This is a genomic window from Roseburia sp. OM02-15 (assembly GCF_003481835.1).
GTDB classification, from domain to species: Bacteria; Bacillota; Clostridia; order Lachnospirales; family Lachnospiraceae; genus Eubacterium_I; species Eubacterium_I ramulus_A.
Map to the genome: position 1 here is coordinate 20194 of NZ_QULX01000026.1, position 13841 is coordinate 34034.

A 13841-nucleotide genomic window follows, 5' to 3' on the forward strand; every position below is an offset into this window, starting at 1 on the left:
TCAGCGAACGATTGTTAGTGAGCGAGATAAATTTGACTCTCCCTTTTCATAAATTTTCGTTTTGAATGCAAATTACATCTGATCAAATTCTTCCTCATCCAGTAACTCATCAAACCGGTCACTGACAGCATCAAACTCATCATCACTGTCAATATTCTCCAGAGACGGATTACCTTCCTCATCCTCAAAGTAGCGGTAGAAGATCACTTCCTCATCATTATCAACCGGAACCAGTGCAATGTAATTCTGATTATCTACATCAAAAATTGTCAAAATCTGACATTCCAGCTGGGAACCATCATCCAGATCCAGAGTAACAAACATTTCCTGCGGATCGAAGATTTCTTCTTCATTATTTGTGTTATTCGTATTGCTCATTTTAATTGCCCTCATCTTTTTCTATATATTCTCTATATAGGAATTTACCCCATAGAATACTACAAGTATAAAAATTCGTAGAACAAAAGTCAATTCTTTTTCAAAATTTTTTGTTGACAAAGGAAAAGAAATCTAATATACTTTGAATATCAAAATATTTGAAATAAAAATTATTTGAAAGGAAGAATAAAATTATGTTAGAGAAAATGAAAGAAATGATCGCTGATCAGTTATCTGTAGATGAGGATAAAATTACACTGGAGTCCAACTTCAAAGAGGATCTGGATGCAGATTCCTTAGATTTATTTGAGCTGGTTATGGCTCTGGAAGAGGAGTACGGTATCGAGATTCCGTCTGAGGAACTTGAGAGCCTTACAACAGTTGGAGCAATCATTGATTATCTGAAAGCACATGGTGTAGAGGAATAAATTTAAATGAAGACAAGAATTACAGAACTTTTTGGAATTGAATATCCGATCATTCAGGGCGGCATGGCCTGGGTAGCAGATTATCATCTGGCGGCAGCAGTTTCCAATGCAGGTGGTCTGGGACTGATCGGAGCGGCAAGTGCGCCGGGCGATGTGGTTCGGACACAGATCCGCGAAGCAAAAAAACTGACAGATAAGCCATTTGGTGTAAATATCATGTTGCTGAGTCCATATGCAGAGGAAGTGGCACATGTTGTTGTGGAGGAAGGTATCAAAGTTGTGACAACCGGTGCCGGAAACCCTGGCAAATACATGGAAATGTGGAAAGCTGCCGGAATCAAAGTTGTTCCGGTTGTCGCAAGTGTGGCGCTGGCAAAGATGATGCAAAAAGCAGGTGCGGACGCGGTAGTTGCAGAAGGTGCCGAGTCCGGTGGACATATCGGAGCTGCCACAACTATGACACTGGTTCCGCAGGTTGTAGATGCAGTTGATATCCCGGTGATCGCAGCCGGTGGTATTGCAGACGGCAGAGGATTTGCAGCGGCAATGATGCTTGGTGCAGAAGCAGTACAGATCGGTACCAGATTCTGTGTGGCTACCGAGTGTATCTGTCATGAGAATTACAAACAGAAGATCATCAAGGCGAAAGACATTGATTCTGAAGTAACCGGCCGAAGCAACGGACACCCAATCCGCTGTCTGAGAAATCAGATGTCCAGAGAGTATCTGCGTCTGGAGAAAGAGGGAGCCGGATTTGAAGAATTAGAGCGTCTGACCGTCGGATCTCTTCGAAATGCAGTCATTGACGGGGATGTCAAAAACGGAACCGTTATGGCAGGACAGATTGCAGGCCTAATCAAAAAAGAGCAGAGCTGTAAGGAAATTGTAGATGAAATTATGGAGCAGGCAGAAAAATTACTGCACTGTTAATAAGAAAAGTTGATTCAGGAAGAACAGAACAAAAACTGTTTTTCCTGAAAAACTGTTGAAATGATAAGCGAAAAGGAGCAAATGAAATGAAGAAAATAGCGTTTATTTTTCCCGGTCAGGGGTCTCAGTACGTTGGCATGGGAAAAGATTTTTATGAGACTTTCCCATGTGCAAAAGAAATGATCGATCTGGCAGAAAAAGTAAGCGGTATCCCTATGAAGGAGCTTCTTTTCGAAGAAAACGAAAATATCAATATCACAAAATACACCCAGATTGCAATGCTTGCAGATGAGCTTGCCATCTGGAGTGTACTGCGTGAAAAAGGACTGGAATCTGTGGTAAATGCAGGTTTAAGCCTTGGTGAGTACGCAGCTCTGGTTGCGTCCGGGGTGATGACACCGGAAGATGCATTCCGCGTGGTTGCAAAACGCGGAGAATATATGCAGGAAGCGGTTCCGACAGGTGGAGCGATGACAGCTGTGCTTGGCGCTGATACCGCAGTCATTGAAAAAATCTGCGAGGAGACCGAAGGAATCGTATCCATCGCAAACTACAACTGTCCGGGACAGATTGTAATCACAGGTGAGCAGCAGGCGGTAGATGCGGCAGCAGCAGCCTTAAAAGAAGCAGGTGCGAAACGGTGCACACCACTGAATGTCAGCGGTCCGTTCCACTCCGCCATGTTACTGCCGGCAGGAGAAAAACTTGCGGCAGAGTTAGAACATGTAGAAATTCATGAAATTGCAGTTCCTTATATTACAAATGTAACTGCTGATTATGTGACAGACCCGTCACAGGTAAAGGAATTGCTGAAAAAACAGATTTCCTCATCCGTCCGCTGGCAGCAGAGCGTAGAGCGCATGATCGCAGACGGTGTAGAGGCATTTATTGAAATTGGACCAAAAAAATCCCTTTGTGGATTTATGAAACGTATAGATAAAACCGTTCCGGCTTATCACGTCGATAAGGTAACGGATCTTGATAGTGTATTGAGTGAGTTAGCTCAGTAGATAAAACTTCCACTTTTATAAGCAGTGAGTTTTACAGGTAGTGAGAAATATCGAAAATTGCTTAAGTGCAGGAGGCAGTATGGAAAAATTATTAACAGATAAAGTTGCGATCGTTACCGGCGCAAGCCGCGGAATCGGCAGACAGATTGCTATGACACTGGCACAGGAAGGTGCTTATGTCATTGTAAATTATAATGGATCAAAAGAAGCGGCAGAGGCAGTGGTAGAGACGATCACAGCAGCTGGCGGTCAGGCAGAGACCTGGCAGTGCAGTGTGACAGATTTTGCGGCTGTGGAAGAAATGATCAAATCCATTTATAAAAAATTCGGTCACATTGATGTTCTGGTAAACAATGCCGGAATTACAAAAGACAATCTTCTGATGAAGATGAAAGAAGAAGAGTTTGACGCAGTCATTGATACAAACCTGAAAGGAAGTTTCAACACTATGCGTCACGTTGCAAGATATATGCTGAAACAGAAAAGCGGAAGCATCATCAATATTTCTTCTGTATCCGGAGTACTTGGAAATCCGGGTCAGATGAACTACTGTGCTTCCAAAGCAGGTGTTATCGGAATGACAAAATCCATGGCAAGAGAGATTGCAAGCCGCGGCATCCGCGTGAATGCAGTTGCACCGGGATTTATCGAGACAGAAATGATGGATCAGATGACAGATGCGGCAAAAGAAGCAGGAAAAGCGCAGATCCCGTTTGGTCGTTATGGAAAAACAGAAGAAATCGCAAATGTTGTTGCGTTTCTGGCATCTGAAAAAGCGTCCTATATCACAGGTCAGGTGATCTGTGTGGATGGCGGCATGGCGATGTAAACAAAGAAAATAACCATTAAAAGGAGACATATAGATGAGACGAGTAGTAGTTACTGGAATGGGAACCGTCAATCCCATCGGTTTAAACGTAGAAGAATACTGGGAAGGTCTGAAAGCCGGAAAAACAGGTTTCGGCGAGATCACCTATTTTGATACCACAGATTTTAAGGTAAAAGTTGCAGCAGAGGTCAAAGGTTTTGTTGCAGCAGACCGCATGGATAAAAAAGCAGCAAGAAGAATGGAGCCATTTGCGCAGTATGCAGTAGCAGCAGCAAAAGAAGCATTCGAAGATGCAGGTCTGGATATGTCAAAAGAAGATCCGTACCGCGTGGGTTGTGCCATCGGTTCCGGTGTCGGAAGCTTACAGTCCATCGAGCGTGAGCACAAAAAACTTCTGGAAAAAGGACCTTCCAGAATCAACCCGCTTCTGGTTCCGTTGATGATCACAAACATGGCAACCGGAAACGTAACCATTCAGCTTGGTTTAAAAGGAAAAAGTATTAACGTGGTAACAGCCTGTGCGACAGGCACACATTCCATCGGTGAAGCATACCGTTCCATCCAGTACGGTGAGGCGGATGTCATGCTGGCAGGTGGTACTGAAAATGCCATTACTCCGATCGGTGTCGGCGGATTTACTGCACTGACCGCACTTTCCACATCCAACAACCCGGAGCGTTGTTCCATTCCGTTTGACAAAGACCGCGATGGATTTGTCATTGGTGACGGAGCAGGCGTTGTTGTTCTGGAAGAGTTAGAGCATGCAAAAGCAAGAGGTGCAAAAATCCTTGCAGAAGTAGTTGGATACGGCGCAACCAGTGATGCATACCATATCACATCCCCGGCAGAAGACGGAGAAGGTGCAAAAAATGCAATGTTATTTGCCCTGAAAGACGCAAATGTAGCGCCGGAAGAGATCACATACATCAATGCACACGGAACAAGCACACATCACAATGATTTATTTGAGACAAGAGCCATCAAAGCAGCCTTTGGTGATCATGCATATGATATCAAAGTAAACTCCACAAAATCCATGATCGGACATCTGCTTGGAGCAGCCGGAGCAGTTGAATTTATTGCATGTGTTCTTCAGATGAACAATGGTTATGTACATCAGACCGTAGGTCTTGAGCATCCGGACGAAGAACTGGATCTGGATTATGTACAGGGACATGGCATGGATATGGATTTTGAGTACGCCCTGACAAACTCTCTGGCATTCGGTGGACACAACGCAAGTTTACTGATCAAAAAATATACAGAGTAAGAAAGAATATGTTAGCAGAATGGGATTCGTTATTGGTTCAAAATCAATAATATATCCCATATCTGCTGTATAGATGGAAAGGAAAAAAGATGGAAGTTAGCCAGTTAATCGAATTAATGAACGCTGTTTCCGAGGCAGGTCTGACAGATTTCTGTTATGAAGAAAATGGCGTTTCCGTAAAAATAAAAAAACATCCTGAGAAAAAGATTGTAGCGTCTGCACCGGTAGAAATGATCGCACCGTCAGCCGTTGCAGCACCGGCACAGATTCCGGCAGCAGCACCGACAGCAAAAGATTCAGATGCAGCAGAAGAAATCGGCGGAAATACCGTAAAAAGTCCTCTGGTTGGAACCTTTTATTCTGCAAGTGCTCCGGATGCAGCACCGTATGTACAGGTGGGCGATACCGTGAAAAAAGGTCAGGTACTTGGAATCGTGGAAGCAATGAAGCTGATGAACGAGATTGAGTCCGAGTATGACGGAACCGTAAAAGCAATTTTGGTAAAAAATGGCGATCTGGTAGAATTTGATCAGCCAATGTTTGTCATTGAGTAGGAGGTCTGGGATGTCAGTTTTAACAACAAAAGAAATCATGGAAATCATTCCGCATCGTCAGCCGTTTCTGCTGATCGATACGATTGAAGAATTAGAGCCGGGCAAACGCGCGGTAGGAAAAAAATGTGTCAGCTACAATGAGCCGTATTTTGCAGGACATTTCCCGGCAGAACCGGTGATGCCAGGTGTGCTGATCGTGGAAGCACTGGCACAGGTTGGTGCCGTAGCAATCCTTGGATGTGATGAATTCAAAGGAAAAACCGCTTATTTTGGAGCCATCAATTCTGCAAAGTTCAAACGTAAAGTTGTTCCGGGAGACGTTCTGATGCTGGAAACAACCATGATCAAGCAGAAAGGACCGATCGGTGTGGCTTCCGCAAAAGCAACCGTAGACGGAAAAGTAGCGGTTATCGCAGAGTTGACCTTTGCCATTGGTTAGGAGAGAGAACATGTTTCAGAAAATATTAATTGCAAACAGAGGTGAGATCGCAGTGCGTATCATCCGCGCCTGTAGAGAACTTGGTATCACTTCTGTGGCAGTCTATTCAACTGCAGATAAAGACGCGCTGCATACCCAGCTGGCAGACGAAGCCATCTGTATCGGAAAAGCAGCACCGGCAGACAGTTATCTGAATATGGAACGGATTTTGAGCGCAGCCATTGCATCCAAAGCAGAAGCCATCCATCCGGGATTTGGATTTTTGTCTGAAAATGCAAAATTTGCACAGATGTGTGAGCAGTGTCACATTGCTTTCATCGGACCTTCCGCGGAAGTCATCCGTCGGATGGGAAATAAGCAGGAAGCAAGAAACACCATGATCAACGCAAAAGTTCCGGTTGTTCCGGGCACGAAAGAAGCAGTTTATACCGCTGATTATGGTCTGAAACTGGCAGAACAGATCGGTTTTCCGGTTATGATCAAGGCAGCCAGCGGAGGCGGTGGAAAAGGTATGCGTATTTCCCGCAGTGCCGAGGATTTTACAGAAAATTTTGAGGTGGCACAGACAGAATCCGTCAATGGTTTTGCTGATGACACCATGTACATTGAAAAATATATCGAGGATCCGCGCCATATTGAGTTCCAGATTCTGGCAGACAAATTCGGGAATGTCATTTCTCTGGGTGAGCGTGATTGTTCCATTCAGCGTCGTCATCAGAAGATGGTGGAGGAATCTCCGTCCGCAGCACTGGACGACAAACTCCGTGCCCAGATGGGTGAGGTAGCTGTTCGAGCAGCAAAGGCAGCAAAATATGAGAGCGCCGGAACCATCGAATTTTTATTAGATAAAAACAAAAAATTCTATTTCATGGAAATGAATACACGAATTCAGGTAGAGCATCCGGTAACAGAGCTTGTCACAGGTCTGGATCTGATCAAAGAGCAGATTTTTATTGCAGCAGGAGAGAAGCTTCAGTGGAGACAGAAAGATATCTACATCACCGGTCATGCCATTGAGTGTCGTATCAATGCAGAGAATCCGGCAAAGAATTTTATGCCTTGTCCGGGAAAAATCGAGTATCTGCATTTGCCGGGAGGAAACGGTGTCCGCATTGATTCCGCCATTTACACCGGTTACACGATTCCGCCAAACTACGATTCTATGATCGCAAAAATCATTGTATACGGAAAAGACAGACAGACAGCTATCGATAAAATGCGCAGTGCACTGGGTGAAGTCAACATTGACGGAATTACCACAAACCTGGATTATCAGTACGATATTATTACACATCCGGTGTTCCAGTCCGGAAATATTACAACCGGTTTTATCGAGCAGTATTTTGAGAATAAAGGTGAAGCATAGTGTTAAAGTTTAAGAAAACAAACTATATTACAGTTCCGCGAAAAGAGCAGGATATCCCGGAGGGCATGTGGATCAAATGTGACGCATGCGGGGAATTACTTTACAAAGAAGATGTGGTACACAATCACTATTCCTGTTATAAGTGCGGCAAATATTTCCGTCTTTCCACAAAGCGCAGACTGCGCATGGTTGCAGACAAGCAGTCCTTTGAAGAGTGGGATACCGGTCTTCAGACAGCAAATCCCCTGGAGTATCCGGGTTATCCGGAAAAATTGGACGGATTAAAGGAAAAACTTCATATTGATGAAGCTGTGACAACTGGGGTATGCACCATCAAAGGCGAGAAAACAGTGATCGCAGTTTGTGATGCCCGTTTTCTCATGGGAAGTATGGGATATGTGGTAGGTGAAAAAATCACCCGCGCGGTGGAAAAAGCGACAGAAATGAAACTTCCGGTTATCATTTTCTGCTGTTCCGGCGGTGCCCGTATGCAGGAAGGAATGGTCTCCCTGATGCAGATGGCAAAAACATCCGCAGCGCTAAAGAAACATTCCGATGCAGGACTGTTATATATTTCTGTGCTTACCGATCCGACCACCGGTGGTGTGACAGCAAGTTTTGCCATGTTAGGTGATATTATTCTGGCAGAGCCGGGTGCGCTGGTAGGATTTGCCGGTCCCCGTGTCATTGAGCAGACTATCGGACAGAAACTGCCGGAAGGCTTTCAGCGCGCAGAATTTCTGGTAGAGCATGGTCTGATTGACGGAATTATCCGCCGTGAGGACATGAAAGATACCTTAGCACGTCTGCTGCATATGCATACACAGAAGGCATCTGTGGATATGGTGGATGCAGTAGAGCCTGCGTATATCATGCATGCGCAGAAAAAGAAAAAAGGAAAAATGACCGCATGGGATCGTGTGATGGCAGCGAGAGCTTCCGAGCGACTTACTGCGTTAGATTATATTCATGAGATTTTCAGTGATTTTGAGGAATTTCATGGAGACCGTCATGTGGATGATGACGGAGCAACTGTAGGCGGTATTGCTTATCTGGATGGATGTCCGGTTACTGTCATCGGGCAGCAGAAAGGACGTACTACCAAAGAAAATATTACAAGAAACTTTGGTATGCCGTCTCCGGAAGGATACCGCAAGGCTTTACGTCTGATGAAACAGGCGGAAAAATTCCACCGTCCGATTATCAATTTTATCGATACACCGGGTGCATTTCCGGGACTGGAAGCCGAGGAACATGGACAGGGTGAGGCGATTGCCAGAAACCTGTATGAGATGGCGGCATTGAAAGTGCCGGTACTCAGTATCGTCATCGGTGAAGGTGGCAGCGGCGGTGCGTTGGCACTGGCTGTCGGAAACAAAGTCTGGATGATGGAAAATGCGACTTATACGATTCTTTCACCGGAAGGATTTGCGTCTATTCTCTGGAAAGATGGAAAACGTGCACCGGAAGCAGCAGATCTGATGAAAGTAACGGCAAAAGATCTGTTGGAAATGGGAATCGTAGATGATGTTATTGACGAGCCGATGCCGGCGAGTGAAGCGAATTTGGTGGAACTCAGTAAAGATATGAAAAATCGGATTCGTGGTTTTCTGGCGGAAAATCTTGGAAAAGAACCGGAAAAACTTGCCGAAGAGCGGTACGAACGGTTCCGAAAATTCTAAGGTGACTTAAAAATTTACTACGTTAGGTTATAATAGGACCTCCTGCAATTTTATCTCAGTCGCTACCAATCGCTCCTTGAGAGAAAATTGCAGGAGGTCTTAATTTACGAAGTGAAGTTAGTAAATTTTTGCGCCACCTTGCACTACGTGCCGCCCAAAACGAAACTTAAACGCGTCGAAGTAGTTCCCACCAACCCATAGCTACGACAGGCGGCATGATTTTACAGAACAATCGATGCACAAAACAGACCGGTCCCGGAGTGGATACCCAAAGTCCGAGTTTATTATCCAGCAAAGCAAGACGTACCACAGATTTTGTCCTGGAAGCCAGTGGAAAATGGTGTACGGCACGGGCTGCTTTTGGATTGTCGGTATCTTTTGCAACACCGATAAATTCGGTATCTTTGATCCAGTATGGGCAGACGGCTGTCACATAAATCTGTTTTCCTATCAATTCCCAGCGAAGCGCCTGACTGTAGCGGAGTAGAAATGCTTTCGATGCAGCGTATACATTGAGTCCCTGCATTGGTTGAAAACCGGCAGTGGAACAAATTTGTAAAATTCTGGAACCCTTGTCAAAATGTGGCATACAAATTGCTGTCATATGAACGGCTGCTTTACAATTCAGATCAATCATATGGGTTAATTCTTCCGGCTGCAACGTAAATGGTCCGCCAATTTTGGCAAGACCGGCAGCATTGACCAGATATTTGACAGTAGGAGCTTCGATGTCCAGTTTATCCTGAAAATCTTTCATCTGTTCGTCATCTGTAATGTCCATCGGCATAGCGGCACCGACACAGATCCCTGTGGCAGAAATTTCCTGTGCCAGAGCGAGCAGAGATTCTTTTCGTCTGGCAAGAAGCCAGATTTCATCAATTTCAGAAGCATAGTTTTGACAAATCTGCAAAGCAAATTCACGTCCAAGACCACTGGAAGCGCCAGTGATAATTGCAATATTCATATATATAAAATCCTCCGGATTATTTCGAAAAATAAGTTGCCGTGCTATCAATAAAATTTCCATAATAAAAATGGTGATAGAACTTCTATTATCTTATAACAAATACGAGTCCTACGCAAGTCATCGTAGAATAAACAGCAGATGGGGTACATAAATAATTGGGTTATGTGCAAATAGCATGAGGAAATTGTAAAAACGCTTCTGAATCTGATAGTGTAATAAAAAATCAGGTTACATATAGATAAATCTATGATAAGATAATTTGGTGGAAATTACAGAAAGTTAAGAGGACGTGTTTATGAATAAAAAATATAAATGCATCAACAGTTTTGCACTGAAAATGATTGCCATTATAACAATGGTCATTGACCATGTGGGCGCGGTGCTGTTTCCAATGAACATGATATTTCGTTATATTGGAAGGATTTCATTTCCATTGTTTGTGTTTTTACTTGTTGAGGGAAGTATTCATACCAGCAAGATTCGAAAATATGAATTGCGGATGTTTTTGTTTGCACTGATTTCGGAAATCCCATTCGATCTGGCTTTTTCAAATGAAATCGTAGATATCCATTCCCAAAATGTATTTTGGACGCTGACGATTGGTTTGGTGATGCTGGATCTGATTCAGAATGGAGCATCTTATGTGAAAGGACATAAAGGCAAGATGCTACAGGAAGTTTGGATCGAAGGGCAACCGATTCCGATGGTGTGGCAGTTTGTTGTAGTAGCAGTTTGTGCCTGCGTGGCACAGGCATTGCAGACAGATTACGGTGCTGGTGGCATCTTATTGATTTATTTTATCTGGATGCTGCATGAGAATGTGATCGCTCAGGCAGTGGCATTTGTCATCATTTCGCTGCTGTTTTTCGGAAGTGTGGAACTGCCGGGTGTGATTGCCTTTTTGCCAATCTTTTTGTATAATGGGAAGAAAGGCCCATCGGCAAAATACGTGTTTTACGCGTTTTATCCGGTGCATTTGTTTATTTTGCATCTGATACAGATGAGTACTGCATTTGTGTTTATCACATTTTAAGTATGATATTTGTATGGCTATGGAAGAAGGATGTATGTGAAATTCTACATGTGATTTTAGTTCGCGTAAGTTGAAAATCCTTCGATTTGGAAATTAAAGCGGGAGGCATATTTTTTTGAGATTCTGGAAACATTTAAAGACAATCAATCATCATAAAATGCTGGTCATGAAAGGCTGTTTTCGGGTAGGTCTGTACAAGCAGGGCCTGTTGCATGATCTGTCAAAATATATGCCGTCGGAGTTTCTGGTTGGCTGCAAATATTATCAGGGAGATGTCAGTCCGAATAATGCAGAGCGAAAGGACAAGGGATATTCTTCCGCATGGCTTCATCACAAAGGGCGAAATAAGCACCACATGGAATACTGGATTGATTATGGTGTGCCGCCGGAGCCGGCGATGGTAGGAATGCGTATGCCGGACAAGTATGTGGTGGAAATGTTTATTGACCGTATGTCTGCTTCGAAAAATTATCAGAAGGAAAAATATACGGATCGCAGTGCGTTGGAGTATTATCTGCATGGAAAAGATCGTCATATTATGCATCCAGAAGTACGGGAATTGCTGGAAAAATTGTTGTATATGCTGGCAGATGAGGGCGAGGATGCGACTTTTGATTATATTCGCAGAGAAGTATTGCATAATAAAAAGTAAGACCAGAAGTTTGATTAAACATAAGGGATATTTCTCAGCTGAAAAGCAAGAAAGTGTGAATGAAAAAGCAAAAAATAAGGTGTTATATAAAAGTTGCCGGAAGGTATGGGTAAGTTCTATCTCAATCGAAGTTTTATGACTGAGATAGAAGCTGCTGCATATCTTCCGGCAGTTTTGCGTTTATGGTTAATTTTTCACCCATGATTGGGTGTGTAAAGGTCAGGGATGCACAGTGCAGTGCCTGACGGTTCATGGAATGATCTTCCGGATGATACAGAAAATCTCCAAGAAGCGGATGCCCGATGTGTTTCATGTGTACCCGAATCTGATGGGTGCGCCCGGTTTCCGGTCTGACACGAACCAGAGAAATCTGTCCGTTGGTCCATTCCCGGATAAAGTGAGTCACGGCAGAATCACCATTTTCAAAATCCACGCACCGCTCAATGACAGAATCTGCGGCACGGCAGATTGGTGCATCAATCGTTCCTTCTTCTGGAGTAACACCGTCGCAAAGTGCCAGATACTCTTTCTGAATCTGTTTTTGCTGCATTGCTTTTGAAAGGACAGAAGCGGAAAGCATGTGTTTAGCCAGAAGTGTGACACCGGTGGTGTCCCGATCCAGTCGTGTGATACAGCGAAATGTGTAGGGAATCTGCTGTGCGGTATAATACCACAGCACGCCATTCGCCAGTGTTTGCTCATAATGATTGATGGAAGGATGAATCGGCATATTTGCCGGTTTGTCAATGACCAGAATATCCTCATCTTCATATAAAATGGAGAGAGGAATTTCGTTTGGCACGATATTGTCGGAACCTTCGTTTTCTTCTATGTGGATGTGAAGGGTGTCACCGATGTGAAGTGGTTCGTTTACGTAACTCCAGATGCCGTTTTTTAAAATACTTTCCGGTGTTTTTTTCAAATGTACGATTAAGTTAGAAGAGTAGCCGTGTTCCTTTAAAAATTGAAGGATGCTGTCGGATTCTTTTGTAATCTGATAATTTAAATTTCGAATCATACTATAAATAATTGAAAAATTGCATATCGATATCACATAAAAACATGAAAAATATGCATAGTCTATGAGTGCCTGTTTTTGTTAAAGTAAATTATATGTACTATAGAATATAATGAGTACAAACGAGTCAACATGTTTGTGTAATTGATTCGTGACAAATGCTGACTTTCAAGTCGAACGCACGTGAGACTTGGTGCGTGATTCTGGTCAGCGCAAGCTGACATCTTCTTTTCAGAATCACTGCACATCCTCGCGGAGCATTTATCTCAGTCGGAGATTGAACTCCCACTGAGAAATACTTGTTACTGCTCACCACTTGCAGAAGTGGGAGTCTCAACTCAGACTGAGATGAACTAGATATCAGATATGATTATATATTGTTATCTGTTACTTGACAATTCCGAATTTCCGTGGAATGCTGTTTAGAAGATGATATCGACGATAGAGCCGAATGATGATTCAGACTACATAGTAAAATGAAAATAAAAATCAGATAAATCACAGAACGGAGAAAATACATGTATTTTGAATATGGAGAAACAGAAATAGAATATCTGAAACAAAAGGACAAAAAGCTGGCAGAAGTGATAGATACACTTGGAATGATCGAGAGAACCGTGGACACGGATCTTTTTTCTTCTGTGGTACACCACATTATCGGTCAGCAGATTTCCATGAAAGCTCAGGCAACGATCTGGCAGCGGATGCAGGACGATCTTGGTGTCATTAATGCGGAAACGATTCTGGAAGCAGGAATCCCGAAATTGCAGGCGTATGGAATGACGTTTCGAAAAGCGGAATATCTGACGGATTTTGCAGAAAAAATAAAAAGTGGGGAATTTGATCTGGATGCAGTATGGCAGATGTCAGATCAGGAGGCGATTGAGGCGTTATCGTCATTAAAAGGAATCGGTGTGTGGACGGCGGAGATGATTCTGCTATTTTGCATGCAGAGACTGAATGTGTTTAGCTATGGTGATCTGGCGATTTTGCGGGGACTTCGTATGGTGTATCATCACAGAAAAATTGATAAGAAGTTGTTTGAGAAGTATCGCAGACGTTTTTCACCGTATTGCAGCGTAGCGAGCTTGTATCTGTGGGCGGTGTCAGGTGGTGCGATTCCGGGTATGAAGGATTATGCGCCAAAAACGGTAAAAAGTAAGACGGCAGATAAGAAGAAAGCGAAATAAAAATGTCATTCGGAATTACATTAAAGTAAAAAAGAATCAGACTGTAGACAAAGCCCTGCTTTTGCAGGGTTTTGCTATTGTTGGAACCGCTTTTC

Annotated in this window: 15 protein-coding genes; 12 read left to right on the plus strand and 3 right to left on the minus strand. The window is 43.5% G+C overall.

Going from position 1 to position 13841, the window contains the following annotated elements; translation table 11 throughout:
- Window positions 1–72 precede the first annotated feature (72 nt).
- Window positions 73–378: a DUF1292 domain-containing protein gene (locus DXB15_RS15295; protein WP_109216896.1), complete on the minus strand. Its 306-nt coding sequence runs from the start codon at window positions 376–378 to the stop codon at window positions 73–75.
- Between the two features lie 194 nt (window positions 379–572).
- On the opposite strand from DXB15_RS15295, the gene acpP reads away from it, so the two are divergent.
- The 9 genes from acpP to DXB15_RS15340 all read left to right on the plus strand — a co-directional run bounded on the left by acpP (window position 573) and on the right by DXB15_RS15340 (window position 8886).
- Entirely contained in the window at window positions 573–806 is a 234-nt protein-coding gene (gene acpP, locus DXB15_RS15300; RefSeq protein WP_055289177.1) for an acyl carrier protein, read from the plus strand.
- Window positions 807–812: 6 nt separating this feature from the next.
- Entirely contained in the window at window positions 813–1736 is a 924-nt protein-coding gene (gene fabK / locus DXB15_RS15305) for an enoyl-[acyl-carrier-protein] reductase FabK (protein WP_109216895.1), read from the plus strand.
- Between the two features lie 86 nt (window positions 1737–1822).
- Window positions 1823–2746 (plus strand): ACP S-malonyltransferase, encoded by a 924-nt coding sequence (gene fabD, locus DXB15_RS15310; protein ID WP_109216894.1) that lies wholly within the window; start codon window positions 1823–1825, stop codon window positions 2744–2746.
- 79 nt (window positions 2747–2825) lie between these two features.
- On the plus strand, window positions 2826–3575 hold the full coding sequence (gene fabG / locus DXB15_RS15315; protein WP_109216893.1) for a 3-oxoacyl-[acyl-carrier-protein] reductase: 750 nt from the start codon (window positions 2826–2828) through the stop codon (window positions 3573–3575).
- A 34-nt stretch (window positions 3576–3609) separates the two neighbouring features.
- Entirely contained in the window at window positions 3610–4845 is a 1236-nt protein-coding gene (gene fabF / locus DXB15_RS15320) for a beta-ketoacyl-ACP synthase II (RefSeq protein WP_118703419.1), read from the plus strand.
- 89 nt (window positions 4846–4934) lie between these two features.
- A complete protein-coding gene (gene accB / locus DXB15_RS15325) occupies window positions 4935–5399 on the plus strand; it encodes an acetyl-CoA carboxylase biotin carboxyl carrier protein (protein WP_109216891.1) in 465 nt (154 codons plus the stop codon).
- A 10-nt stretch (window positions 5400–5409) separates the two neighbouring features.
- Window positions 5410–5838: a 3-hydroxyacyl-ACP dehydratase FabZ gene (fabZ, locus tag DXB15_RS15330; RefSeq protein WP_109216890.1), complete on the plus strand. Its 429-nt coding sequence runs from the start codon at window positions 5410–5412 to the stop codon at window positions 5836–5838.
- 10 nt (window positions 5839–5848) lie between these two features.
- Window positions 5849–7204, plus strand: coding sequence for an acetyl-CoA carboxylase biotin carboxylase subunit (locus tag DXB15_RS15335; RefSeq protein ID WP_109216889.1), 1356 nt, complete (start codon window positions 5849–5851; stop codon window positions 7202–7204).
- The gene (locus DXB15_RS15340) at window positions 7204–8886 is read left to right on the plus strand and encodes an acetyl-CoA carboxylase carboxyltransferase subunit alpha (RefSeq protein WP_118703420.1); all 1683 of its coding nucleotides are present in this window, start codon (window positions 7204–7206) and stop codon (window positions 8884–8886) included. The genes DXB15_RS15335 and DXB15_RS15340 overlap by 1 nt, the downstream gene beginning before the upstream one ends.
- 166 nt (window positions 8887–9052) lie before the next feature.
- Here the strand turns inward: DXB15_RS15340 and DXB15_RS15345 are convergent, their stop codons facing one another.
- Window positions 9053–9850: an SDR family NAD(P)-dependent oxidoreductase gene (locus tag DXB15_RS15345; RefSeq protein ID WP_109216887.1), complete on the minus strand. Its 798-nt coding sequence runs from the start codon at window positions 9848–9850 to the stop codon at window positions 9053–9055.
- 298 nt (window positions 9851–10148) lie between these two features.
- On the opposite strand from DXB15_RS15345, the gene DXB15_RS15350 reads away from it, so the two are divergent.
- Window positions 10149–10886, plus strand: a complete 738-nt coding sequence (locus tag DXB15_RS15350; protein ID WP_118703421.1) for a TraX family protein — start codon at window positions 10149–10151, stop codon at window positions 10884–10886.
- A gap of 115 nt (window positions 10887–11001) precedes the next feature.
- Entirely contained in the window at window positions 11002–11538 is a 537-nt protein-coding gene (locus tag DXB15_RS15355; RefSeq protein ID WP_109216885.1) for a DUF5662 family protein, read from the plus strand.
- 133 nt (window positions 11539–11671) lie between these two features.
- Here DXB15_RS15355 and DXB15_RS15360 read toward each other — a convergent pair whose 3' ends face one another.
- Window positions 11672–12556, minus strand: coding sequence for an RluA family pseudouridine synthase (locus DXB15_RS15360; RefSeq protein ID WP_109216884.1), 885 nt, complete (start codon window positions 12554–12556; stop codon window positions 11672–11674).
- 518 nt (window positions 12557–13074) lie between these two features.
- Here DXB15_RS15360 and DXB15_RS15365 point away from each other — a divergent pair.
- Window positions 13075–13746 (plus strand): DNA-3-methyladenine glycosylase family protein, encoded by a 672-nt coding sequence (locus tag DXB15_RS15365; RefSeq protein WP_118703422.1) that lies wholly within the window; start codon window positions 13075–13077, stop codon window positions 13744–13746.
- The last annotated feature ends 95 nt before the right edge of the window (window positions 13747–13841 follow it).

Coding starts and splice junctions, on each gene's coding strand:
- fabZ (WP_109216890.1), top strand. CDS start 5,410: ATGTCAGTTTTAACAACAAAAGAAATCATGGAAATCATTCCGCATCGT.
- fabD (WP_109216894.1), top strand. CDS start 1,823: ATGAAGAAAATAGCGTTTATTTTTCCCGGTCAGGGGTCTCAGTACGTT.
- fabF (WP_118703419.1), top strand. CDS start 3,610: ATGAGACGAGTAGTAGTTACTGGAATGGGAACCGTCAATCCCATCGGT.
- DXB15_RS15295 (WP_109216896.1), bottom strand. CDS start 378: ATGAGCAATACGAATAACACAAATAATGAAGAAGAAATCTTCGATCCG.
- DXB15_RS15335 (WP_109216889.1), top strand. CDS start 5,849: ATGTTTCAGAAAATATTAATTGCAAACAGAGGTGAGATCGCAGTGCGT.
- accB (WP_109216891.1), top strand. CDS start 4,935: ATGGAAGTTAGCCAGTTAATCGAATTAATGAACGCTGTTTCCGAGGCA.
- DXB15_RS15365 (WP_118703422.1), top strand. CDS start 13,075: ATGTATTTTGAATATGGAGAAACAGAAATAGAATATCTGAAACAAAAG.
- DXB15_RS15350 (WP_118703421.1), top strand. CDS start 10,149: ATGAATAAAAAATATAAATGCATCAACAGTTTTGCACTGAAAATGATT.
- fabK (WP_109216895.1), top strand. CDS start 813: ATGAAGACAAGAATTACAGAACTTTTTGGAATTGAATATCCGATCATT.
- DXB15_RS15345 (WP_109216887.1), bottom strand. CDS start 9,850: ATGAATATTGCAATTATCACTGGCGCTTCCAGTGGTCTTGGACGTGAA.
- DXB15_RS15360 (WP_109216884.1), bottom strand. CDS start 12,556: ATGATTCGAAATTTAAATTATCAGATTACAAAAGAATCCGACAGCATC.
- fabG (WP_109216893.1), top strand. CDS start 2,826: ATGGAAAAATTATTAACAGATAAAGTTGCGATCGTTACCGGCGCAAGC.
- acpP (WP_055289177.1), top strand. CDS start 573: ATGTTAGAGAAAATGAAAGAAATGATCGCTGATCAGTTATCTGTAGAT.